Here is a 23996-nt window from a genome sequence, read left to right on the forward strand (position 1 = left end):
AAGGATCAGGGCCTCCGTCCCGCATCAGTTCCGGGAGTAGACGTCCTCGATGCGGACGATATCGTCTTCGCCCAGATAAGGCCCGGACTGCACCTCAATGAGGGTCAGCGGAATCCTCCCCGGATTCTCAAGCCGGTGAACACAGCCCAGCGGCAGATAGACGCTTTCGTTTTCACGCACCATGATCTGGTCAGCATCACGGGTGACGACCGCCGTACCACCCACGACGACCCAGTGCTCGGCGCGATGGAAATGCTTCTGCAGCGAGAGTTTCTGGCCCGGCTCAACCACGATCCGCTTCACCTGGAACCGGTCCGCCTGGATCAGACTTTCATAGAAGCCCCACGGGCGATACATACGGTTATGGGCCGTGGCTTCCTTGCGTCCGGCCTTCTTCAGACGACTGACCATGTGTTTGACGTCCTGCGCCCGGTCACGATGCGAGACCATGACAGCGTCCTGCGTCACGACGACGATCAGATCTTCCACACCCGCGACCGTGGCCACAATCCCATCCGAGCGGACATAGCAGTTCCGCGCGTCATCCAGGAAAACATCCCCGAATGTCGCGTTGCCCGCTTCATCCTTGGACGTCAGCTCCCACAGCGCATCCCAGCTTCCGATATCCGACCAGCCGAATGTTCCGGGTACCACGGCCGCCCGCTTCGTCCGTTCGGCCACTGCATAGTCGACCGAGATATCCGGTGCCTGACGGAAGCTCGCATCGTCCAGCCGGTCGAAATCAAGGTCACTCTGCCGGGTCCGGACGGCCTGTCCGACATGCTCGTAGAGCGCAGGCTCGAAGGTCTGGATCTCGGAGAGAAAAACGCCAGCCTGCGTCACAAACATGCCGGAATTCCACAGATACCGGCCATCACGGAAAAATGCTTCCGCCGTCGCGGCATCCGGCTTCTCGACAAAGCGCGAGACTTCGCAAACGCCTTCAAGGCCTGAAAGGGGCGCACCGCTCTCGATATAACCATAGCCCGTCTCGACACGCGTGGGCTTCATTCCGAACGTCACGATCCGCCCCTGCCCTGCGGCAGCAACGGCATGGTCAAGCGCGGAGTAGAGAGCTGCCTCATCGGTAATGGCCGCATCCGCAGCCATGATCCACAGAACGGCGTCCGGATCAGTTTCGGCCACCAGGAAAGCAGCTGCCGCTATGGCCGGGGCGGAATTGCGGCCTACGGGTTCGAGAACGATCCGGGCGTTTTCAACCCCGACATCCCGCAGCTGTTCCGCGACGATGAAGCGGTGCTCGGCATTACAGATCACAATCGGATCCGCCAGCCCTGCCCGCGCACCGCGCAGCGCCGTTTCCTGGATCAGGCTATGCTTCGACAGGAGAGGCCAGAACTGCTTGGGGTAGCTGCTGCGCGAAACCGGCCACAGACGGCTGCCTGATCCACCGGAGAGAATAACTGGAACGATCTTCTGGGACATGGGGGCTTACGCTTTTTCATCCACAAGATGGGGGCCGTAGGGCTTCCCCGAAGGGCGCGCATCCTACATCAAGGTCGCGACCTTTCCAATTTTGCCCCCAGTCCTGTTCCTGCTCCCAATAATGAGCGGAGCATCAGAAAAGACCCTTCCGGAAATCTGAAACATTGACTGTCAGCGCAAGCAGGTTTCCTTATCCCCGGATGGGAATCAGCTTTACCCGCGGAGAAACAGACTCATGAAACAGAATATTTTCTCCTCCGGTATTCTTCTGGCGCTTCTGGGCTATGCCGCCTTTTCCATCAGCGATGCCTGCTCAAAAGGACTTGCGGGGCATCTGGACCCTTTTGAAGTCGCGTTTTCAGGCGGCGTCTTCGGATTCATTCTCCTGCCTTTCATCCGCCGCCCCGACGAACCCTATTCCGACATTTTCGCGACGACCCGCCCGGGGATGTGGATTCTGCGCGCGGTTTCGACATTCATCTCGACGGCCGCAAGCGTCATGGCCTTCATGCTGCTGCCCATGCCCGAAGCCCTGTCGCTGATGTTCCTGATGCCCTTCTTCGTCACCATCATTTCCGTAACGATCCTCAAGGAAAAGGTCTCGTTCTGGACCTGGCTGTCCGTCGCGGTCGGATTTCTCGGTGTCCTGATTGTCCTGCGACCCGGCGCACGGACGTTCCATCTGGGCCATGTCTGCGCCATCGTCGCAGCCCTCGCCAATGCCAGCAGCGTCGTGGCCTACCGGCTGGCGGGAGATGGCAGTGCCAGGCTTTCCCTGTTTGGATCAAGCCTGTTCGGCCCACTGATCGGCGACGGACTTCTCATGATCGCCCATGCCTCCTGGCCCCATGGCTGGAAGGTCTGGTCCATTCTGTTCGGATACGGTTTTCTCGCCGCTCTGGGTCAGCTTTTCATGATGATGGCCACAGCCGTCGCCCCCGCGAACCGGGTTGCCCTTCCACAATACAGCCAGATGGTCTGGGCGGTTGCGTTCAGCTATCTGCTGTTCAAGCAGCCGCTGGACAACTGGACTTTCGTGGGGATCGTGGTCGTCACACTCTCAGGCATGCTGAACTGGATCCGCCAGAAACTGCGCTTCGAGCGTATGGCGCTGGAAGAACACTGGGAACACAGACACTATCAGCAGGCTGATGTCGCAAAACCCTGAGGGCAATATTCAGATTTTTTGGAAAAGGATTGCTGGGGCGAATGACGGGGATCGAACCCGCGACAACCGGTACCACAAACCGGCGCTCTACCAACTGAGCTACATCCGCCACACAGCGACGCATTCTCTAGAGGAAGGTTGGGGTTGTCGTCCAGTCCTTTGACGCAATTTTTTTTACACTCCGGATTTTTCCGACCACCCCGTTCCGACTCAGATAACCGGTGTCCCCCCGGTGACGGCAATCGTGGCGCCCGAGACATAGCTGGCGTCATCACTGGCCAGGAAAACATACGCCCCGGCCAACTCCGCCGGCTGTCCCGGGCGCTTCATCGGCGTATCAGCGCCAAAGCGTTCCACGTGTTCGACATCCATGGTCGCAGGAATCAGCGGCGTCCAGATCGGGCCAGGCGCCACCACGTTGGAGCGGATTCCCTTCTCGCCCAGCAACTGTGCCAGACCACCGCTGAAGTTCTGGATGGCACTTTTGGTTGCGGAATAGGCCAGAAGCTTCGGCTTGGGCTGATCTGCATTGACCGACACCGTATGGATCAGCGCGCCACCCCGCGGCATGTGCGGCAGGGCCAGACGCGACAGCCGGAACGCGGAACCGGCGTTGATATCGAACGTCTTGTCCCATTCCTCCTCACTGACATCCGCCAGTGAGGAGCGTTCGATCTGGAAGGCCGCGTTGTTCACCAGAATGTCTATCTGCCCAAACTCCGCGACTGTCCGGTCCACCAATTCGGCGCAGACATCCCTGTCCCGCAGGTCTCCGGGAACAAGGAGGGCGCGCCGTCCCGCCTTGCGTACCCAGGATTCGGTTTCGCGGGCATCGTCCATTTCCTCGGGCAGGAATGACAGGACGACATCCACGCCTTCGCGCGCAAACGCGATCGCAACCGCCCGGCCGATACCGGAATCCCCGCCCGTGATGATCGCAATCTTTCCGCGCAGACGGTCATGGCCAACATAACTCTGCTCACCATGATCGGGCTTCGGCGTCATGAGGGACGTCTGGCCGGGAATATGATCCTGATGCGGGGTGTTGAACGGCGGGGCGGGATAGTTGGCCATGATATGCTCCAGATGAAGGAAGGTCTGTTCCGTCCCAACGCAAAGACGCCGCCCGCTGTTCAATTCGCGAGGAGAACATCCCCCGCCGAAACCCATCCCTTCCACTTCAGGTTCATTCCAGACCTTCAATCCTGAACCCAGCCGGGTTACACTATACGCCTCATTGCCGCGCCGGGCCTGAATACGTCGCACCCTGTTCACGCCCTGCCTGCAAGGATCCTTCATGACTCCCGCTCTCTATCGTCGCCAGTGGGCACAGAACCCGCTGCGCGAAGTGCTGGCCGGAATGGTCGGCACCTTTGCCCTCATTCCCGAGGTCATTGCCTTCTCCTACATCGCCGGCGTCTCTCCGGCCGTTTCGCTGTTCGCGTCCTTCGTCATTTCCGTCTCGATCGCCATTTTCGGCGGACGCCCGGGCATGATTTCCGGCGCTGCCGGTTCGGTGGCTCTGGTCGCAGCACCGCTGGTTCATGCTCATGGTGTACAGGCCATGCTGCTCGCCACGCTTGTCGCTGGTGCATTTCAGGTCGTGTTCGGTCTGCTGCGTCTTCAGGCCGTCATGCGGTTTGTGCCAGCCGAAGTCCGCACCGGCTTCGTCAACGCGCTGGCCATCATGATCTTCTCCGCGCAGCTCCCGCAGATGCTGGGCGTGACCTGGCATACCTATGCGCTGATCGGGCTGGGGCTTGTCATCATCTATCTGCTGCCGCGCCTGTCGGATGCCATCCCCTCGCCCCTGATCTGCATTGTCATTCTGACCGCCATCACGATGCTGCATCCGATGCCGGTTCATACCGTCTCGGATCTCGGCGACCTGCCGACCGGACTGCCCAGCCTGACCTTCCCGCATATCGCCCTGGACTGGGCGACGTGGTCGGTCGTGCTGCCTTACGCGCTGGCCATGGCTGCCGTGGGCCTGCTGGAATCGATGATGACGGCCTCCGTCGTTGATGACATTACCGATACCCATGGCGACCAGCGCATGGAATGCACGGGCCTCGGCATTTCCAACATTCTCGTTGGCGCATTTGGCGGCATTGCAGGCTGCGGCATGATCGGCCAGACCGTCGGCAACCTGCGCTATGGCGGACGCGGCCGCCTGTCCACCTTCACCGCCGGCGCGTTTCTGCTGGCTCTCATGGTCCTGCTGCATCGCTGGGTGGGGCAGGTTCCGATGGCTGCCCTTGTCGCCATCATGATCATGGTCTCCGCCAGCACGTTCTCCTGGAGCAGCCTGCGCGACCTGACACGTCATCCGCGCCTGTCCAGCCTGACCATGCTCGTCACGGTCGCCGTGGTCGTCATGACCCACGACCTTGCTGCCGGTGTTGCGGTCGGTGTCATGCTCTCGGGTGTGTTCTTCGCGTGGCATGCCGCAAAGCTCCTGCGTGTTACGGAAGAGCGGTCGGGGGAGACGCTGACATACCGGGCGTCCGGACAGGTCTTTTTCGCGTCCGCAGACAGCCTGTCTGACGCCATCGACTATCATACTGACGCCAAAACCGTGGTTCTCGACCTCACCCATGCCCGTTTCTGGGACATCACCTCCGTTCAGGTTCTGGAGAAGATCATCGGCAAGCTCCAGTCCCACGACCATACGGTCGAAGTCACGGGACTTCATCACGACCAGCATGGCATCATCGCCACGCAGTCCAACGAGAGCCTGCTTGCACTGTAAGGCTCAGCGGGAGCTGAAATCGCAAAACCGTGCGGATGCCTGACTGTTATAAGGGCATTCCCGAGCGGTCCGGAGAGACGCGTTGCGCAGCATGATTGATTTCAGTTCCTGGCACAGCCTGCTGGCCACCCTGATCGGGCTGGCGCTCTTTACGCTGATTGGCGTCGGCATCCGCCTGTTGACGATGCTGACTATCCAGCAGCGCCGGGAACGGATGAATCGCCAGATCAACGAGCGTCTCCGGGTGCTGATGGCCGCCTATCGCACACTGGGCGGTTCGTTCACCGGCACTCTCCTCGTGGATCCGACGCATAAACGGGATCTGGGGTCTGACCAGCTTTCCGGCTCGGACCGCAACCGCCGCATCCGCGATGCTGTCGAAGCCGCGCTGTCCGACATCATCCTGCTTGGAACGGAAGAACAGGTCCGGATGGCGGGCCGCGCAGCGGCGGAGCTTGTGGCCGGACGCCCTGTCCCCACTCATGATCTGGTGGTGTCCCTGCGTAACTTCATCCGCAAGGCTCTGAACCTTGAAAGCCTGCCCTCCGATCTCGTCCTTCCCGAACAGGGGCCTGCCCGCCCTTCCTCGAACGGCGGGAACAAGGGTGATGGCAAGGAAGGCGGAAAAGGCGGGGGCGGGGGAGGCGGCGGGATGGGCATGCAGGGCGGAATGGACCCGGCCCTGCATCATTCAGAGACGGACAGCCACACTCTGTAATTCCGTCCAATCTTTAATCTGACCGTAACGACTCACCCATACCCCTCCCCCCGTACTGACGATAAGAAGAAGTCATGGAGCCGCCCCAACAGCCCCCTGCAGCTTTAGCGCGCAAGACCCCCCGCGATCACCGCGTGGATGCGCTGCGCGGAATCGCCCTGTTGATGATGCTCGTGGATCACGTTCCTGATGATCTGCTCAACCGCATCACCATCCGCAATTTCGGCTTCGCGGACGCAGCCGAGATCTTCGTCATGCTGGCGGGCTATGCGTCCTATCTGGCCTATGGGCGCCTGATTGACCGTCAGGGCTGGAAAATCGGCATTCACCGGATTCTTGCCCGATGCCTCAGACTTTATCTGTATCAGACCGGCATGACGCTGGTTTTCGTCTGGACCGTGCGTCAGTGGCGCCATTACCAGCCCCTGCCCGAATATACGATCGAACCCCAGCTCGCGCATGGCTATAGCTGGCTGTGGCGTATCCTGACATTCGACGCCCTGCCGAGCTACCTGAACATCCTGCCGCTCTATGTCGTGCTTCTGGCGCTGTTCCCGCTGATTTACTGGGTTCTCAAGCGCAGTGTATGGCTTCTGCTGGCGCTCAGCATCTGTGTCTGGGCCATCGCCAATCTGGACCCGCGCATTACCATCCCGAACTGGCTTGATCCCAATGGCTGGTATCTCAACCCGTTCGGCTGGCAGTTCCTCTATATCCTGGGCATTCTGGGCGCCGTCTGGGCCTCGAAACACAATGGCGATCTGCCCTATCGCCCATGGGCCAAGGCCTTATGCCTGACCTATCTGGCAGGCGCTTTCGTGTTGTGCTTTCCGTATGAATACTGGCACGTCCCGTTTCTGCGGATTTTTCCGGCCCCGCCTAATACAGGCAAATCCACTCTCGCCATCTGGCGCCTGCTGGACATTATGGCGATCTTCTATCTGGTGCAGTCGTCCAAGGCCCTGCGCCGCATTTCCGCCGACCGGATCGGTCAGAGCCTCGCTTTGCTCGGGCGGAATTCTCTGGAAGTCTTTGCGTGCAGCACGGTCCTGGACCTGCTGGGACGACTGATGTTCGCAAGCTTTGGCATCAATCTGTGGGACCAAATCGTGATGAACGTGGTCGGCCTCGGCCTGACCTACGCGCTGGCCATCCCGTTGGACCGTGCCCGTCAGCGGGCCAAGGCAGCCCGCCTGTCTTCGGGCCCGGCACGCCCCGTGCCAGCACCCGAATAGCAGCGTTCGTTCAGCCTTCCGGCTGTAGAATGCGGTTCGGGTGCAGCAGTTCGAACCGCTCCAGATCCGCGGAGAAAAGACGGACCTGCACGTCCATCCCGTCTTCGCGATCCGTCCGACCAACCACTTCGCCATGCTGGTAAAGCCAGGCGAGGGCCGCGCCGTCCGTGATCGGAAGACGCACTTCCACGGATTTCATCGATCGCGTCAGATACTGGTCCAGGATCTCGAACAGATCCGGTAGCCCCTCGCCCGTAATGGCCGAGATCGCCACCGCGTTTTCACGCTTCGGCACAGCCTCGACACCGCCGACCAGATCGGCCTTGTTCAGCACTTCGATCGTGCGGTCCGGCCAGTGCGCGTCGAGCATCCCGTCCCGCACCATGCCGTCCAGCACGTTCAGCACATCCGCCCGCTGGGCGGCACTGTCAGGATGTGAGATGTCACGGACATGCAGGATCACATCCGCCTGCGCCACTTCCTCAAGCGTCGCACGGAAGGCCGCGATCAGTTCAGTGGGCAGTTCACTGATGAATCCCACAGTATCGGACAGGATCACATTACGGCCCGACGGCAGGCGCAGCCCGCGCATCGTCGGGTCCAGCGTGGCGAAAAGCTGGTCCTGCGCATGGACGGATGCCCCCGTCAGGGCATTGAACAGCGTGGATTTCCCCGCGTTGGTATAGCCCACCAGAGCCACGACCGGGAACGGCACGCGCTTGCGGGAGTCACGATGCAGACCGCGCGTCCGGCGCACCTGCTCCAGCTCTTTCTTGATCTTGCCGATGCGCTCGGCCAGCATCCGGCGATCCGCTTCCATCTGCGTTTCACCCGGGCCGCCAAGGAAGCCGAAACCACCGCGCTGACGCTCAAGATGGGTCCACAGCCGGACAAGACGCGAGCGCTGGTATTCCAGATGGGCCAGCTCGACCTGAAGTACACCTTCACGGGTCGCCGCGCGCGCCCCGAAAATATCGAGGATCAGCCCCGTCCGGTCCACGACCTTGCAGCCCAGAGCCTTCTCGAGATTGCGCTGCTGCCCCGGAGACAGACGCGCATCAATGACAACCACATCCACATTGTCGAGCTTGACCGCTTCGGCCAGCTGTTCGACCTGACCGCTTCCCAGCAGGGTCGCCGGACGGCGGGCGCGCAGCAGAATGGCCGCCTGACGCACCACGACCAGCCCGATCGACGCCGTCAGCCCGACCGCTTCTTCAAGCCGCGCATCGGCCGCGCGGATTTCCTCCTGCGGTCCCGACTTCTCCCAGGGCAGGATGACGGCCGCACGGGTTGCAGGTTTTTTGGTGTCGAAACCGCTCAAAGTTCTTCTTCCACAAAATGGGACATGGCCGCCACCGGCATGATCGTGCTGACAGCGTGTTTGTAGACAAGCTGCACATGGCCATCACGACGGAGCAGCAGGGTGTGCGCATCGGACTGGGCAACGATGCCCTGAAGCTTCACGCCGTTGACCAGAAAGACGGTCACGGACGCTTCGGTCCTGCGCAGATGGTCGAGGAAAACCTCCTGCACGGCCCGGGAGCCGGCAGAAGAGGAAGGTTCTGAAGTCACGCTGTTAACAGTCGAGAGAAGGAAAAGGGAAAAAGACGGTTCGACATCTCAGCCACTCACCGGCGTGGAAGGTGCGGTATTACGCTCTTCATTCGTCGTCACCCCAAGCTGCTTGAGCTTGCGGTGCAGTGCACTGCGCTCCATGCAGACGAAGCTGGCCGTCCGGCTGATATTGCCGCCAAACCGCATGAGCTGCACCTGAAGATACTGCGTCTCGAACAGGTCCCGCGCCTCACGCAGCGGCAGACTCATGACATCCGCTCCGGAATTCAGGCGCGTCATCGAGGGTGCGCCCTGGCTGATGGTGGCCGGCAGCATGTCAGCCCGGATCGGATCATTCCCCGTCCCTGGCATCATGATCAGCAGCCGTTCCATCAGATTGCGCAATTCACGCACATTGCCAGGCCATTCATAGGATTGCAGGGCGGCGAGCGCATCCACGGAGAGTTCCCGGACCGGAAGGCCGGAAGACTGAGCACAGCGCTCAAGGAAATGCCGCGCCAGACCCGGAATATCCTCGCGCCGTTCGCGCAGGGACGGAATGCGCAGAGGAACAACCGCAAGGCGGTAATACAGGTCCTCGCGGAAGCGGTGCGCGGCGATTTCGGACTGGAGATCCCGGTTGGTGGTGGCGATGACACGGATGTCCACCTTCACCCGGGTATTGCCGCCCAGACGCTCGAATGTCTGATCCTGAAGCGCACGAACGATCTTGCCCTGCGTTTCAGGCGGCATGTCGGCGACCTCGTCCAGCAGCAGCGTCCCGCGATGGGCCCGCTCCAGCACGCCGCGGCGCATCGGCTGACCGTCCTCACCCTCAAGGCCGAAAAGCTCTTCTTCGAATCGGTTGGGCGCCAGTGTGGCACAGTTCAGGGCAATGAACGGCCCTTCCGCACGGCGGGAGCGCGCATGGATCATGCGAGCTGCCACTTCCTTGCCCGATCCGGCCGGACCGCTGATCAGCACGCGGGAATTGGTGGGGGCGACACGCTCGATCTGGGCACGAACGGCCGAAATAACGGCGCCGTCCCCCGACAGCGTCGTCTCCGGACCGGCCCGCAGACGCAGTTCCGCATTCTCCCGCCGAAGCCGCGCGGCTTCCAGCGCACGCCGCACCACGACCAGAAGCCGGTCCGACTGGAACGGCTTCTCGATGAAGTCATAAGCTCCGAGCTTGAGGCTGGATACCGCCGTCTCGATGGTCCCGTGACCAGAAATCATCAGCGTCGGCAGGCCCGGCTCCTCGGTCTGGAAGATCTTGAGGAGTTCGATCCCGTCCAGCCGGGATCCCTGAAGCCAGATATCCAGAATCGCCAGCGACGGACAATGCGCACGGAAGAGTTCGAGCGCCTGATCCGAATTGGCGGCGGTCCGGGTCTTGTAGCCCTCGTCGTTCAGAATGCCCTCGATGAGAAACCGGATATCCGGTTCGTCATCGACGATCAGGATCTCATGTTCCATCTGCTGTCCTCATGGTCTGAAGGTCCGTTCCACCCGGGACATGGCTCTCCTGCTCCCATAACGGCAGGGACAGGGTGACACGCGTTCCCCGCTGCCCGGGCGACGCGCCACGGGACTGGTCTGGTGCCCGATCAGTGAGTTGAAGCATCCCGGAATGGTCCTCCATGATCTTCTTGACGATCGCAAGGCCGAGGCCGGTGCCCTTCGCCTTGTGGGTTACATAAGGCTCGGTCAGCCGGTGGCGTTCCACCGTCGGCAGGCCGATCCCGTCATCTTCTATGTCTAGCAGGACATGCCCGCTGCGAATGTGCAAGCCCACCACAATGTGTCCAATTGGCTGCACTGGCTGCCCGGAAGCATTTTCTCCCGGTTTTCCGCGGCCTGCCATGCTGATGGCATCAGCGGCATTCTGTAGAAGGTTTGTCAGCGCCTGGCCGATGAGTCGCCGGTCACAGCGCACGATCGGCCCAGAGGGCGGCAGTCCGGTCGTCTCGAACACGATTTCGGGATGAGCGTTCCGCTGGAGCACCAGCGCCTCCCGGCAAAGCCGTGAAAAGTCTTCCGGCTGCATGACGGGCTGCGGCATCCGCGCAAAGGCGGAGAACTCGTCCACCATGCGCCCGATGTCTCCGACCTGCCGCACGATCGTGTCCACAAGCTGCGTATAGGTCTCGGGGTCGGAGTGAATTTCCTTGAGGAAGCGCCGTTTGAGCCGCTCTGCCGCAAGCTGGATCGGGGTCAGCGGATTCTTGATCTCGTGCGCCACACGCCGCGCCACATCGGCCCAGGCCGCCTTTCGCTGTGCGGACTGAAGGTCCGTGATGTCATCGAAGGTCACGACATAGCCCGCGACCTCCTGCCCCCGCAGCTCCGCCACGACCCGCACGAGAAGCGTCCGCCCCGCACCGGCCCCTGCGCCCTCACCCGGACCACCCGGACGCTGCGCGCCTTCCGTATCCACCTGGATTTCGGCGGTATGGACACGCTCTGGCGCCATGCGGGCGGCCTCCAGAAGGCCCGAGAACTCCGGCACACGATCCGTCAGCTTCATCCCAATGGCTGGCTGAAGATCGCGCTGGAGCACGCTGGACGCCGCGCGGTTCGGCAGTTCGATGACCTGCATCCGGTCCAGCCCGATCACACCGGCCGATACACCGGCCAGCACGGTCTCGGTAAAACGGCGGCGCTCATTGATCTGATCATAGGCCTGCATCAGTTCGGAACGCTGGCTTTCGAGCTGGTCCGTCATGCTGTTGAAAGCGCGGGACAGGCCCGTCACTTCGTCGTCCTTGTCCTGCCCCGCATCGTCGGGGACGGGCACCCGCACCCCCAGATCGCCTTTGGAAATCCGCTGGGCTGCCAGAATGAGCAGTCCGAGCGGGTTTGCAATACGGTTCGCCAGCGCCAGTCCGGTCAGCATTCCGACGGCCAGCACCAGCAGGCCCATCAGGGCGAAAATGACCGCGAACAGGACCTGCGTCTTGCCGCGATTGGTGATCAGCCGCTGGTAATCCGCCACCAGCGTATCCGTGCGGCGCATGTGTTCCACGACATCCGGGTCAACCGGACGCGTTATAACCAGCATGAGACCGGAATTGCCGCCCAGTGCGACCACGGCACGCACCCTGCGCTGATCCGGGCGGTCGAGAATCACGGCTTCGCCATGTCGTGCCAGTTCCACCACGGATTTGGGTGGCAATGGCGGTGCAGTCGTCATGTCAGCATCGCTGCCCAGCAGACCGCCCACCGCCAGAACCTTGTAGGTCAGCGGATCGAACACCTCTGCATCTGTCAGGCCGCGCTCGGTGACTTCATCGTCCAGGAACTCCTGAAGACGTGCGGGATCGTGAAAAAGATCAGTCCCACGGGAGAAAAGCTCGTCGTTCTGGACGGTAATGAGCGTGTTCGCGAGCGCGAAAGCTTCCGTCCGTGCGTTGTCGTTATGCTCCTGCAAATAGCCGACCGCGACGGACCGCGCCTCGTTCAGCGCATCGTTGACACGGTTGGAGAACCAGATTTCCACGCCGTAATGGAAGAACAGCGTCGCGACTGCTCCCACCACGATGGTCGGAGCAACAGCCACGATGCCGAACAGCGTGATCAGCCGGACATGCAGCCGTGCGCCAGCCAGACCAAGCCTGCGCTCGGCCAGCATCCGCCCGATCTGCACCACGGCCGCCGCCGCAATCAGCATGAGCATGATAAAGTCGAGCAGAAAGACGATCGCCTGCACCTGTGGGCGATGCGCCAGAGACATGCCCCCCGACAGCACGACGAACGTCGCAAAGGCGAGCACCAGCGCCATGACTGTCAGAAGAACCGCCCCATTGGCACTCGTCAGCCTTGCAAACAGGCGCCTCAGGGAAGGAAGTCTCACTCGTCGATGCCTTTCGGGATCGTGATGTCCAGTTCACGGATGCGCTTGCGCAGGGTGTTGCGGTTTACACCCAGAATGGCGGCAGCGCGCAACTGGTTACCGCAGGTCCGCCGCAGAACCATCGTGATCAGCGGCCGTTCGACCTCGCCCACCACACAGGCATGCAGATCACCCGCCCCGTTTTCCAGATCGCCTTCAAGATATTCAGCCAGGGGCCGTTCCAGCGCCCGCTCCAACCCGCGGGGACGCGCCGTGCCTGTGCCAGCCGCCAGCCGACAGACCGCGCTGATCCGCTCCGGCCCCAAACGCTGCGCAGAGGGCAGCGCCGACAGCCAGCGATGCAGGGCTGTGGACAATCCCCCCTGCCGGAGCAGAAGAACAGGATCGTGACGGCTCCCCGCGATCACGCGCAGATCCGTGCCCTCCTGTGCGAGCCATTCCATGAACCGGTCCTGCATCAGGGGGCACAGACAGTCGATCTCATCCAGCAGCAGGGTCCCGCCCTGCGCCTGCTGGATCCAGCCGGCCTCACCATTTCCGAAAAGGGCCGCTTCACGAAGCGCGCGCGGCGTCGCGGTCAGGGCGGCAATCACAAACGGATTTTGTGCACGCGGGCTGTGACTGTGCAATCGCCGGGCAACATCCTGCCGGTCCAGGCGGGACGCGCCGTACAGGAACACCGGATGGCAGCCCTGCTCGACCAGACCTGAAGCAGACTGCTCCGTCATGGCTGACACGGAAGGGCCGGACGTCTCACGCCCTCAGGCCGCTTCACGCGTGCCGTCGCGGCTCAGACTGCCCGTCGGGCCGGCCTCACGGTTGCGCACGACACCGGCCTCAATATGACGGTCATAGAATGCAGTCAGCAGCGCAATGGCCTCGGCTGCGCTCTCAACACCATTGATGGTAGAGCGGAACGTCGCAGAGCCCGGCAGCCCGGCGGAATACCAGGAGACATGCTTGCGCGCGAGACGCAGGCCCGGCCGTTCGCCGAAATGATCGAGCATCATCCGGTAATGCCGCAGGGCGATTTCCTTTTCGGTCGCCAGATCCGGGTCGAGCACATCTTCACCGGTCCGCAGGGACTGCGCCACCTGCGCCGTAAACCATGGCCGTCCATAACACCCGCGCCCGATCATGACGCCATCGGCCTGCGACTGGTGCAGTGCCTCCCGCGCATCGCGAATGGTGTTGATGTCTCCGTTGACGATGACCGGCAGCGAGACCGCGTCCTTCACCGTTTTAACGAAACGCCAGTCCGCCGTGCCGTTATAGAACATCTGCCGGGTGCGACCGTGGACGGTCACAAGCCGGATTCCGCTCTCTTCCGCGATCTTCGCCAGACGCGGTGCATTGAGCGAATTGTGGTCCCAGCCCATGCGCATCTTGAGCGTCACCGGCACATTCACGGCCCGCGCTGTCGCTTCGAGCAGCTTCCCGGCCAGAACCTCGTCCCGCATCAGCGCAGAACCAGCCATCTGCCCGATCGCGACCTTCTTCACCGGGCAGCCGAAATTGATGTCAATGAGGTTCGCGCCCCCATCCACCGAAATCTTCGCTGCCTGCGCCATGGCCTCGGGATCACATCCGGCAAGCTGGACCGCATTTGGCCCCCGCTCGGCCATCCGCGCCATGCGCATGGTGTTCTCGTTCTCGCGGATCATCGCCCAGGACGCGATCATTTCCGACACGACGAGTCCTGCCCCGAGATCACGGGCAAGCTGACGGAACGGTAGATCCGTAACACCCGAAAGCGGAGCAAGGATCACCGGATCCTCGATCACCACGCCCTGTCCCAGATCGATGGGTTTCAGGACACGGTTCGGGGGTGCAGCGGCAGGCGCATCAGGAGCGGCGGAAGGAGCGGAAGCAGTCATGGCAGGATCAATTTAGCGGCCCGCCTCCGCAAGCGCAAACGCTCCTTTGCACGCAACCCCGCCCCCTGTCCGTGCGCTATTCCCCAGACAGTCTTCACGCCACTTCCACCATTCCTTCATGGAGAAGAGCATGCCGCATATTACGACCAGCGACGGAACCCGCATCCATTACGAGGAACAGGGACACGGACGTCCCATCGTCATGATCCACGGCTGGACCTTCTCGGGACGTTTCTTCCACCGCAATGTCGGCCCGATCTCCGAACAGGCCCGCGTCATCACCATGGACCTGCGCGGACACGGACGCTCCGAAAAACCGCAGCATGGCTATCGCATCTCCCGTCTGGCCGCCGATCTGCGCGACCTTCTGGTCGCGCTGAACCTTCAGGACGTGACGGTTCTGGGCTGGTCGATCGGGTGCCCCGTCATCTGGTCGTATCTGGAGCTGTTCGGGTCAGAGCGCATCCGCAACGCCATTTTCGTCCAGCAGACCCCCAAGCAGTACTATTCCGCCGACTGGAAGCTCGGTCACGCCGCCTGTTTCGATCAGGCTGGCCTGACAGCCGTGCAGCAGCAGCTCACCCTCACACCGGACGAGTTCGACAGAGGCAATCTGGAAAGCTGCATCTGCCACCCTCTGCCCGAAGACGAGAAAGCGCTCCTGCTCCGGGAAATGGCGCAGAGTCCCGCCCATGCCCGCAGCGCCATGATGGCGGATCACACCACGCAGGACTGGCGTGACATCCTGCCCCGCTTCACCCTTCCCGCCCTCATGATGATCGCCCGCAAGGACAAGGTCCTGAATCCGGACGGTCCCGCCTGGGTGGCGCAGCACATGCCCAACTGCACCGGCGTGGAGTTCGAGGACAGCGCGCACATGGTTTTTCTCGACGAGACAGAAAAGTTCAACCGCACTGTTCTCGACTTCCTGAAGAGGTAATCCCATGACGAAACTCCCCTTCCCTTTCGGCATGAACGAATTCACGACCCAGCCCTGGTCGTTCGAGGAAGACGTGGCGCGTTACCGTGACCTCGGCGTGGATGCGATCGAGATCTGTGAAGCCAAGCTCGATCCGGATCGCATCGGGGAGCAGATGCGCCTCGTCAGGGAGAGCGGGCTGAGAGTCAGTGCGGTCCAGCCTCTGGTGCGGACCTTCTTCGGAAGCGCGATGGTCCCCGAACCTGAAGCGCCTGAAGCCCGCGTCAAACGTCTTGCCCAAAGCCTGAAAACGCTCGCGCCTCATGTCCCCGGCAGCGTCTTCGTGACCAATACCGGCGCGCCACCAAAGGGCAACATGCGCCGTACCATGGACGAGACGGTGCGTTATCTGAAGGAACTCTGTCCCCTTGCCGACGATCTGGGCGTTTCCCTATCGCTGGAGCCGCTCAACCCGACCTCAGTGAACACCGAAAGCGCCATCTGGACCATTGAACAGGCCATGGACATCGTTGACGACGTCGGCCATCCGGCGATGGGTCTGTGTCTGGATTACTGGAACATCTGGCAACAGAAGGATGTCTGCGCGGCCATCCGCGCTGCGGGAAGCAAAATCAACGTCCTTCAGGTCAGCGACTGGCGTACGCCCTATTCCGCTGCCGACCGCCTGATCCCCGGCGATGGCTGCATTCCGCTGCATGAAATGCTGCAGGCAACATGGGACGCGGGCTTCCGGGGCGCCTGCACGGTCGAGATTTTTTCCTCAGACGTGCCGGACAGCCTTTACGACCGCGATCTGAGCGACGTCATCCGCTTCTGCCGCGAGGGACTGGATCAGGCCTGGAACGGCGAGGACGGCGAGACCTGACGTCACTCTGTCGGGCCGATTTCCTCGCAGTGTCGTTTCAGGCCGTCCTGCGTGATGACGAAACGCCCGTCATCACGCAGTTTCGACAGTCCGAGCCGTTCCAGCCGCTCAAGACAGGGCTGGTCCTTCAGCCCTGTCGGTCGCCCCGTCGGCGCACACAGCAAAAGCCGGTGCAGCGTCGAGCGGCAGCACGTCTCCAGATAAGGCTCGTCGTAGGATTCAGCAGCGGATGCGTCGGACATGCGTTCGCGTCTATCGCGTCCCTGCGCCACCGCCAAGACAAAACGCCATCAGATACACTCCGGGGATGTAAGCCAGACGCGCGAAGCTGATGCGTCACACCGCGGATTAGGGTATGGAAACGATTCATGATCGATCTCGGAACGCTCGTCACTCCACTCCTGCACCGCTTCGACACCGAAACGGCGCACGAACTCGCCATTCACTCCCTTGCCCTCGGCCTTGGCGGCCAGGCGCCAAAGGATGTGCCGGCCCTCTCGACCCGCACGCTCGGCCTGCGCTTTCCCAACCCGATCGGCCTGGCTGCCGGATTCGACAAGGATGCCCGTGCCATCCGTCCGCTGGCCAAACTGGGCTTCGGCCATATCGAGGCCGGGACCGTGACGCCCCGCCCCCAGCCCGGCAATCCCGGCCCCCGCCTGTTCCGGCTGGTCGAAGATGGTGCGATCATCAACCGCATGGGCTTCAATGGCTGCGGCGTGGACCGCTTCTGCCGTCGTCTCGCCCGGCTGCACCGCCCGATGCCCAATGGCAGGATGCGCGGTCCGACTGTCCCGCTGGGCGTGAATATCGGGATCAACAAGACCGGCTCCGACCCGCTGCGGGACTACCCGGACCTCGTGGCCCGCGTGCGGCCCTATGCCGATTACATCACGATGAACCTGTCGTCTCCCAACACGCCGGGGCTGCGCGATCTTCAGTCGGCAACGATGCTGAAAGAGCTTCTGGACGCCATCAATACCCGCAATCCGGAGCGTCCTCCGCTTCTGGTCAAGCTCGCGCCCGATCTGGATGACAGCTCCTACGAGCCGATCCTCGAAGCCGCCATCGAAGGCGGCGCGCAGGGTCTGATCCTGACCAACACGACCATCGCCCGTCCCGCCACCCTGCGTGATCCGGCGGCCCGCGAGAGCGGTGGCCTCTCTGGTCGCCCACTCACCCCGCGCTCCCGCGAGGTTCTGCGGATCGTCTCGGGTCTGAACAAGGGCCGTCTGGCGCTGATTTCGTGTGGCGGCATCGAAACCGGCGAAGACATTCTCGCCCGCATCCGCATGGGCGCGGATATGGTGCAGATCTATTCGTCCTTCATCCTTCAGGGCCCCGGCATCCTGACCCGCATGAAGACGGAACTGCTCGACGCCATGCGCCGCGACGGCTTCGAGACGATCGCCGATGCCCACGGCGTTGACCGGCCGAACTGACGGACTGCTCAGCTCCCGTCTCAGGGCATCTTTCCCTTCGGGGGAAGGTGCCCTTTTTCGTATCCATCCGCCCGGCGCAATGAACCGCTTCAAGGCGGAAATCGAACCCCGGCGAACGCAAGCCGTTGAAAACCCCATCAAGACACTGGACGGAACACCTTCGCATGACCACACGGCCTCCCGCGCGCGCCTTTTCACCTCTCCGCAGCCCGCGCCCCGGAACAACCTGTGGATACATGCTGGGCGCTCTACCCCTCGTTTTCGGTCTGCTCTGCGCAGGTGTGACGACACCCGCCGCGCTGGCGGCCGCTGCACAGACCGCGCCGGCTCCGACCAGAGAAGCGCCCAGGGATGCCGACAAGACCCAGCAGTCAGATCCTGCCAATTCCGGGCTGGGCTGGAACGCTGTCTCCACTTCCATCAGCCGTCAGCTCGATGACAGCGCGGCGGTATTGAAGCAGGTTTTCGCGACGCTGAACCGCAAGGACGTCAACACGGGCAATAACGAACTCGACGCCCTGTCGGCCCAGGTTCAGAAGGTCCAGCAGAACACGCAGGACGCGGTTACGCAGATCCAGTCCTATGACAGCATCACCGAATCCTTCCTGAAAATCCTTGGCCCCAAGGCCGCGGAAAACGAGGACGCGTCCGTCACTGCACAGCGCCAGCGGATGCAGCAGAATTCGCAATCCGTGAAATCGGCGCTGATGCGGGCCAAGCTCTATAATCTTCAGGCCCAGCAGCTCAACACGGCCATCAATGCGCGGCGCACCCGCCTGCAACACGCGGCCCTGTCCGAACGGACGGTCTCGCCGCTCGCGCCACGCTTCTGGAACACGCTCCTGACCGAACGGGCGGAAAACCGCTATTCACTCCATGCTGGCGGCGTGCTGTCCGACTGGCTCTATCTCCTGATCGGTTGCGCGATCACCTTCGCGGCCATTGGTCTGAGTTCACCGCTGATCCTGCGTCTGCTCAAACGCTGCGGCGCCCATTTCCGCCCCGCCACCGAAGACAGCGTAAAGGAAGCCCTCTCCAGCAGCATCATCGCCATCACACTGAATGGCGCGCTGGAAGCCCTGATCGCCACGCTGGGCTGGTTCATCTGGGCAGCCGCCGTCCTACCTGATGGCGGGGGTCCGATCGGCGCGATCATCGGGGAGACGGTCCCCGTCTGCGGCTTCATTATTGGTGCCGGGCTGCCCGTCTTCGGACGGAACGGTGTTCTGGCTCAGGGAAATCCGGGCGAACGCAAGGCGCTGCGGGGGGTGGACTGGATCCTTGCGATCAGCATTCTACTGCTGGACCTGCTGCGGGCCTTTCAGGCTCAGGACACCTTTGGCCAGACGCTTCAGCTCCTGCTGGAAATCGCGTTCTCGATCGCTATCGGCCTCTGCGCCGTGGACACATTCCGCCGCCTCAGCAACCAGAACGATACCCGCGGCTTCGCGCCTTCCGCTCTGGGCGTTTCCAGCCTTCTGCTGGCGGTTACGGTCATCTCCATCCTGCTGGGCTATGTAGCTTTCGCCTTCACGCTCAATGGGTGGCTGCTCTCGCTGGGTACGGGTGTTGCCATCGTGACGCTTCTGGGGCTGTGCTGGCGCGACGTACTGGACCGGCTGTTTTCGGAGGGTGGCTTCTTCAGCCTGCGCCTGGGCCAGCTCGGCCTGACGCAGCGCCGCCTGTCACAGATCGGCGTGATCCTCTCAGGGCTCGGGAACGTCCTGCTCCTGCTGCTCCTGTTCTCCATCGCACAGACGGATGGCAGCTTCAGCGTTGCTGACATCACGAACCGGCTGTGGCTTCTGTTCGTCGGCAATACCATCCATGGCGTGAAGATCTCGCTCGATACCGTGGTGCTGGCCATCGTTCTGCTGGTGGTGGCCTATTACGCAATCCGCCAGACACGCTCCTGGCTGCGGGATCGCTTCTTCCCCACCACGCGCCTCGATATCGGCAGTCGTACCTCGATCCTGAGCATCTTCACCTACTGCGCCTGGATCCTCGTCGGTCTCGGCATCCTGTCCATCGCCGGTGTCTCGGTCCAGAACCTGACCTGGGTGGTCAGCGCACTCTCGGTCGGTATTGGTTTCGGCCTGCAGTCCATCGTGCAGAACTTTGTCTCTGGCGTAATCCTGATGGCCGAACGTCCCGTGCGCGTCGGCGATATGGTCGAGATCGCCGGCACGCGCGGTGACGTCAAACGCATCAGCATCCGCGCCACTGATATCGGCCTGAGCGATGGCTCGACCATGATCGTCCCGAACTCCCAGTTCATCACGACCAGCATCAAGAACGCGACGCTGAGCGGTGCCACCGGCGTCCTGACCCTGACGTTCAAGATCCCCCTGACGACGGATCCCGAGAAGGCGAAGGCCATGCTGCTGGAAGTCGCGGCCCATCGTGACGAAGTCCTCGCAACGCCATCGCCGAAAGTCCGGGTGAGCGCGATTGCCGACGATAGTCTGACCATGACCCTGAGCGTCGCCCTCATCTCGGCCCGTGACGGCGGAAGTGTGCAGGACGCCATTCTTTTTGACGTCTTCCGCCGTTTCCATGCCGAAGACGTCGCCATCACAACAGCATGATCGGAAAATACTTTCCGGGACTCCGCGCAATACTCGATTTCCAGACGGACTGGTCCTAAGGTCAGTTCGTCCAGAGAGGCCAGGATCCAGACCGATGCCATCCCCGACACAAATTTCCGGAGACAAGACGCCGGGTCAGGTTTTTCACCTGCCCGTTCGCTCCAAGACGCTCTCGATGGCGGAAGCCGCGGTTCATCTCGGGCTGCCGGAACGCCGGATGAAGCTGCTTGCCCTGCTCGGCACGGGGCCGGCGCGGACGCAGGCGCCCGACGGGAAAATCGCGTATCGCCGCGAAGATCTGGAACTCTATCTCACAGCCCTGCACGAAAAGGCCGATATCTCCGGCACGGAAATGATGCGCCGCCGCGCCCAGGCCGCAGCCAGCCGCCAGCCGCCAGCGTGCGCTTGAACTCGTCCAGATCGGCAGCAAAACGGGCTTTCCCGATCCCGATCCATTCATGATGCTGGCTACCGGTGCCGATGCCCGTCAGCACGCCTGTTTTTTTGTCATCAAGGTCATGGCGCTGTTCGGACTGATCATGCTCTGCATCTCGTCCACCCCGCTGCTCCGGGCGCATTTCAACTGACGGGCCATTCCTGCCCGTCAGCTGACAGTCCTTACTCAAAGCCGCAGAGCACGGCCTTTCCAATACCCTTGCCGCTTTCGAGCAGTTCATGCGCCCGGCGCAGATTGGCAAGAGTGACCGGCCCCAGCATCTCATGCAGGGTCGTCTTCAGAAGACCAGCCTCCACAAGCGAGGCCACCTGCGCAAGAATTCTGCCCTGTTCGGGCATGTCCGGCGTCTCGAACATCGGACGTGCGAACATGTATTCCCAATGCACGGAGAGGGCTTTGCGCTTGAAGGGCATGATGTCGAATTCGCCCGGATCGTCGATCAGAGCCAGCGCACCCTGCGGCGCGAGGGAGCGTATGATCGCATCCCTGTGCTCACCGGATGCGGTCAGACCAGCGACATAGCGCACCTGTGGAATTCCGATCCGCGCCAGTTCCTGATCAAGCGGCCGGCGATGATCGATGACATGGTGCGCCCCCATTTCCCGGCACCACTCCGTCGTCTCCGGACGGGATGCCGTGGCAATGACCGTCAGACCCGTGAGACGGCGCGCGATCTGCGTAAGGATCGAACCCACGCCACCCGCCCCGCCGATGATCATAAGCGCATCCGGGTTGTCCATCTCACCCAGCCGCACGCCCAGTCGGTCGAACAGCAGTTCCCAGGCCGTAAGCGCAGTCAGCGGCAAGGCTGCAGCTTCGGCATCGGAGAGGCTTTTCGGCGCCAGCGCGATCAGGCGCTCATCGACAGCCTGAAATCGCGCATCACTCCCCTGCCGGTTGGCAGTGCCCGCATAGAAAACGCGATCCCCGGCCCGGAAACCCCGGACCTGACCACCCGTGGCAACAACAGTTCCGACCGCGTCATATCCCAGAACCCGTGGTTCATCGCCCGGCGGGTCCATCGACCGCAGCTTGGTATCGACCGGATTGACCGAAACTGCCCGGATTTCCACAACGACATCCCGCGGCCCCGGAACAGGGGTCGGAATGTCGAGTTCGACCAGCGCATCGGTGTCGTCCATGCAGGTTGCACGTCTGTGCCCGAAAGCCTTCATGGGAGATATCTCCTAACTCAGAAAGAGCGCTGCCAGAGGGGTCAGCCGTGGCGGTCCATCAGCATGTTCGTCACCGCTGCCTTGAACGGCAGCAGACGGTTGGCCACCGCCAGCCCCGCCCGCCGTGCCATCAGGAATGGCGGCTCATCGCGGGTATAAACCGTAGCGATCGCATTGGTCGCCGCAAAGAGCGGCACCGTTGCCAAACGATGCGTGCGCTCGAAACGCGACAGAACGGATGGATCGCCTGCATCCCCCGGACCATCGGCAATCGCCCGCGCCAGTACTTCCTGCCCCTTCAGGCCCAGATTGAACCCGTGCGCCGTAATCGGATGCATGCCCACAGCCGCATCACCAATCAGCGCCAGGCGCGGAGCCTGGAAACGATGCGCGTAGACCGCCTTGAGCGGGTAGACGCAGCGTGCGCTTTCCAGCGTCATCTGCCCCATGCGTCCCTGCGTCCGGGCCGTGATGTCTTCGCTGAAAGCCTTGCCATCAAGCGCCTTGAGGCGCGCGATTTCATCCGGCTCCAGCGTCAGGACCAGCGACGAGCACGATCCGGACCGGTCGTCGGGAGCGACGGGCAGAAGGGCGATCGTCTGTCCCTCGTCAAACCACTGAAGCGCTGTATTGGCATGAGGCTCCGGGTGGCGCATGCGGCAGACCATGATGTTGCGCTGGAAATCATGCACGATCGCGCCGATCCCCGATTCGGCCCGCAGACGCGAAAACCGCCCATCCGCCGCAACCAGAAGATCCGCCTCGATCTGCTCCCCATTGGCCAGAACGACACCAGCCGACCGGGTATCGTGCCACGAACTGGCAATGCCTTCCCCGGCCCGGATGTCTACACCCGGCGTTCGCAAAGCGACACGATACAGGGCACGGCGGATCAGGTAATTCGCCACCATGTGCCCCAGCGCATCGGGACCATCGGAAGGCGCATCGAACAGCAGGGGGGGATTTCCAGCCTTCCCGGTCTCGATCCGGGCCGTATACATCGGGCAAATGCTGCCAGCGGGGATTTCATCCCATGCACCGACACTTTTCAGCCATTCCGACGCATGATGCGTCAGCGCGATCTCACGGCCATCAAACGGCGGATCAGCCAGCACACTCGCTGGTGACCGCTCGACCACACAGACTTTCCGCCCGTCGCGCCCGAGCGAAATGGCGCAGGCCAGACCGACAGGGCCGCCGCCCGCAACAATGACGTCGTAACGCATCAGATCAACCGGCGTCCGCAGGGAACTTGATGGCATCCCCTTTCCAGACAGCCATGTAATCATTGATCTCGGGCCGCTTGCGCTCATCCGAATGCCTGGCAGGCGTTCCGACGAACAGGAAACCGGCCAGACGATGCGGCTCGGGTAGACCCAGCGACTCAAGAAGCACCCGGTCCTCACAGAACGGTCCCGTCACCCACATGCCGCCGAATCCGGCAGCATGCAGCGCGTTCAGGACGTTCATCGCCCCTGCCGCAACGGCCATTTCCTGCTCGATCACCGGGATCTTCCCGTCCGGCTGTAGATGCATGCCCAGAGCGATAATCATGGGCATGTTGGCGAAGCGGTGGTGCCGCTTGGTCTTCTTCGCCTCGGGCGCGTCAGGCTCCTGCCGCCCCATCGCTTCCACCACGAGATCGGCAAACGCCTCGCGGTGCTTGCCCTTGATCACCGTATAGCGCCACGGACGCATCTTCCCATGGTCCGGAGCCCGCAAGCCGGCGGACAGGATGGTCCGGAGCTCATCCCCCTTCGGCGGGGGCTCGACGAGATGGTCCGTCGAAGCGCGGGAGAGAAGGACGTCGAGGGGGGAATGATGATGTGCCATAATCAGGAAATATGGCCCGATCTCCCCACTCCGCCAAGGGCAATTTCCAGACTCAGCCATTCTCAAGGAATAGTGACACCTCCTCGT

Annotated in this window: 22 protein-coding genes and 1 tRNA gene; 10 read left to right on the top strand and 13 right to left on the bottom strand. The window is 62.3% G+C overall.

What is annotated here, in order from left to right:
- Nucleotides 1-24: 24 nt before the first annotated feature.
- Nucleotides 25-1446, bottom strand: coding sequence for a mannose-1-phosphate guanylyltransferase/mannose-6-phosphate isomerase (locus KP701_RS04250; RefSeq protein WP_215745882.1), 1422 nt, complete (start codon nucleotides 1444-1446; stop codon nucleotides 25-27).
- Between the two features lie 235 nt (nucleotides 1447-1681).
- Here KP701_RS04250 and KP701_RS04255 point away from each other — a divergent pair, with 235 nt between their 5' ends.
- Complete coding sequence (locus KP701_RS04255; protein WP_215745883.1) at nucleotides 1682-2614, top strand: DMT family transporter; 933 nt, start codon at nucleotides 1682-1684, stop codon at nucleotides 2612-2614.
- Between the two features lie 33 nt (nucleotides 2615-2647).
- Here the strand turns inward: KP701_RS04255 and KP701_RS04260 are convergent.
- Nucleotides 2648-2723: transfer RNA gene (locus tag KP701_RS04260), tRNA-His, on the bottom strand.
- A gap of 101 nt (nucleotides 2724-2824) precedes the next feature.
- Complete coding sequence (locus KP701_RS04265; protein WP_215745884.1) at nucleotides 2825-3688, bottom strand: SDR family oxidoreductase; 864 nt, start codon at nucleotides 3686-3688, stop codon at nucleotides 2825-2827.
- A gap of 223 nt (nucleotides 3689-3911) precedes the next feature.
- Between KP701_RS04265 and KP701_RS04270 the strand changes: the two genes are divergently transcribed.
- The 3 genes from KP701_RS04270 (at nucleotide 3912) to KP701_RS04280 (ending at nucleotide 7319) form a co-directional block, all read left to right on the top strand.
- On the top strand, nucleotides 3912-5366 hold the full coding sequence (locus KP701_RS04270; RefSeq protein ID WP_215745886.1) for a SulP family inorganic anion transporter: 1455 nt from the start codon (nucleotides 3912-3914) through the stop codon (nucleotides 5364-5366).
- Nucleotides 5367-5457: 91 nt separating this feature from the next.
- Complete coding sequence (locus KP701_RS04275; protein WP_215745888.1) at nucleotides 5458-6084, top strand: hypothetical protein; 627 nt, start codon at nucleotides 5458-5460, stop codon at nucleotides 6082-6084.
- A 74-nt stretch (nucleotides 6085-6158) separates the two neighbouring features.
- Complete coding sequence (locus KP701_RS04280; RefSeq protein ID WP_215745889.1) at nucleotides 6159-7319, top strand: OpgC family protein; 1161 nt, start codon at nucleotides 6159-6161, stop codon at nucleotides 7317-7319.
- 10 nt (nucleotides 7320-7329) lie between these two features.
- Here KP701_RS04280 and hflX read toward each other — a convergent pair whose 3' ends face one another.
- From hflX to dusB, 6 genes are read right to left on the bottom strand one after another with little or no spacing between them, the layout of a single operon-like run.
- Nucleotides 7330-8643 (bottom strand): GTPase HflX, encoded by a 1314-nt coding sequence (gene hflX / locus KP701_RS04285; protein WP_215745891.1) that lies wholly within the window; start codon nucleotides 8641-8643, stop codon nucleotides 7330-7332.
- The gene (gene hfq / locus KP701_RS04290; RefSeq protein WP_011252046.1) at nucleotides 8640-8894 is read right to left on the bottom strand and encodes an RNA chaperone Hfq; all 255 of its coding nucleotides are present in this window, start codon (nucleotides 8892-8894) and stop codon (nucleotides 8640-8642) included. Before hfq ends, hflX begins: the two co-directional genes overlap by 4 nt.
- Nucleotides 8895-8942: 48 nt before the next feature.
- Nucleotides 8943-10355 carry a sigma-54 dependent transcriptional regulator gene (locus KP701_RS04295; RefSeq protein WP_215745893.1) on the bottom strand — a complete coding sequence of 471 codons (1413 nt, stop codon included), beginning with the start codon at nucleotides 10353-10355 and terminating at the stop codon, nucleotides 8943-8945.
- Complete coding sequence (locus KP701_RS04300) at nucleotides 10345-12732, bottom strand: PAS domain-containing sensor histidine kinase (RefSeq protein WP_215745894.1); 2388 nt, start codon at nucleotides 12730-12732, stop codon at nucleotides 10345-10347. The genes KP701_RS04295 and KP701_RS04300 overlap by 11 nt, the downstream gene beginning before the upstream one ends.
- Nucleotides 12729-13460, bottom strand: coding sequence for a sigma 54-interacting transcriptional regulator (locus tag KP701_RS04305; protein ID WP_215745975.1), 732 nt, complete (start codon nucleotides 13458-13460; stop codon nucleotides 12729-12731). Before KP701_RS04305 ends, KP701_RS04300 begins: the two co-directional genes overlap by 4 nt.
- Before the next feature lie 33 nt (nucleotides 13461-13493).
- Complete coding sequence (gene dusB / locus KP701_RS04310; protein WP_215745896.1) at nucleotides 13494-14609, bottom strand: tRNA dihydrouridine synthase DusB; 1116 nt, start codon at nucleotides 14607-14609, stop codon at nucleotides 13494-13496.
- A gap of 130 nt (nucleotides 14610-14739) precedes the next feature.
- On the opposite strand from dusB, the gene KP701_RS04315 reads away from it, so the two are divergent.
- Nucleotides 14740-15549, top strand: coding sequence for an alpha/beta fold hydrolase (locus KP701_RS04315; RefSeq protein WP_215745897.1), 810 nt, complete (start codon nucleotides 14740-14742; stop codon nucleotides 15547-15549).
- Nucleotides 15550-15553: 4 nt separating this feature from the next.
- The gene (locus KP701_RS04320) at nucleotides 15554-16414 is read left to right on the top strand and encodes a sugar phosphate isomerase/epimerase (RefSeq protein WP_215745899.1); all 861 of its coding nucleotides are present in this window, start codon (nucleotides 15554-15556) and stop codon (nucleotides 16412-16414) included.
- A gap of 2 nt (nucleotides 16415-16416) precedes the next feature.
- Here KP701_RS04320 and KP701_RS04325 read toward each other — a convergent pair whose 3' ends face one another.
- Nucleotides 16417-16656, bottom strand: coding sequence for a hypothetical protein (locus tag KP701_RS04325; protein ID WP_215745900.1), 240 nt, complete (start codon nucleotides 16654-16656; stop codon nucleotides 16417-16419).
- Between the two features lie 126 nt (nucleotides 16657-16782).
- On the opposite strand from KP701_RS04325, the gene KP701_RS04330 reads away from it, so the two are divergent.
- The 4 genes from KP701_RS04330 (at nucleotide 16783) to KP701_RS16465 (ending at nucleotide 21031) form a co-directional block, all read left to right on the top strand.
- Nucleotides 16783-17856, top strand: a complete 1074-nt coding sequence (locus tag KP701_RS04330) for a quinone-dependent dihydroorotate dehydrogenase (RefSeq protein ID WP_215745902.1) — start codon at nucleotides 16783-16785, stop codon at nucleotides 17854-17856.
- Between the two features lie 164 nt (nucleotides 17857-18020).
- Nucleotides 18021-20444, top strand: a complete 2424-nt coding sequence (locus KP701_RS04335; RefSeq protein ID WP_215745903.1) for a DUF3772 domain-containing protein — start codon at nucleotides 18021-18023, stop codon at nucleotides 20442-20444.
- 94 nt (nucleotides 20445-20538) lie between these two features.
- Entirely contained in the window at nucleotides 20539-20853 is a 315-nt protein-coding gene (locus KP701_RS16240) for a hypothetical protein (protein WP_252345375.1), read from the top strand.
- Nucleotides 20854-20902: 49 nt separating this feature from the next.
- Nucleotides 20903-21031: a hypothetical protein gene (locus tag KP701_RS16465; protein ID WP_256444997.1), complete on the top strand. Its 129-nt coding sequence runs from the start codon at nucleotides 20903-20905 to the stop codon at nucleotides 21029-21031.
- A 31-nt stretch (nucleotides 21032-21062) separates the two neighbouring features.
- On the opposite strand, the gene KP701_RS04345 is transcribed toward KP701_RS16465, so the two are convergent.
- From KP701_RS04345 to KP701_RS04355, 3 genes are read right to left on the bottom strand one after another with little or no spacing between them, the layout of a single operon-like run.
- Complete coding sequence (locus KP701_RS04345) at nucleotides 21063-22076, bottom strand: zinc-binding alcohol dehydrogenase family protein (protein ID WP_215745905.1); 1014 nt, start codon at nucleotides 22074-22076, stop codon at nucleotides 21063-21065.
- A gap of 41 nt (nucleotides 22077-22117) precedes the next feature.
- Nucleotides 22118-23302, bottom strand: a complete 1185-nt coding sequence (gene ubiM / locus KP701_RS04350) for a 5-demethoxyubiquinol-8 5-hydroxylase UbiM (protein ID WP_215745976.1) — start codon at nucleotides 23300-23302, stop codon at nucleotides 22118-22120.
- A gap of 4 nt (nucleotides 23303-23306) precedes the next feature.
- Entirely contained in the window at nucleotides 23307-23909 is a 603-nt protein-coding gene (locus KP701_RS04355) for a nitroreductase (protein ID WP_215745907.1), read from the bottom strand.
- Nucleotides 23910-23996 lie beyond the last annotated feature (87 nt).

It is taken from the genome of Gluconobacter sp. P1C6_b (assembly GCF_018811945.1).
Lineage (GTDB): Bacteria > Pseudomonadota > Alphaproteobacteria > Acetobacterales > Acetobacteraceae > Gluconobacter.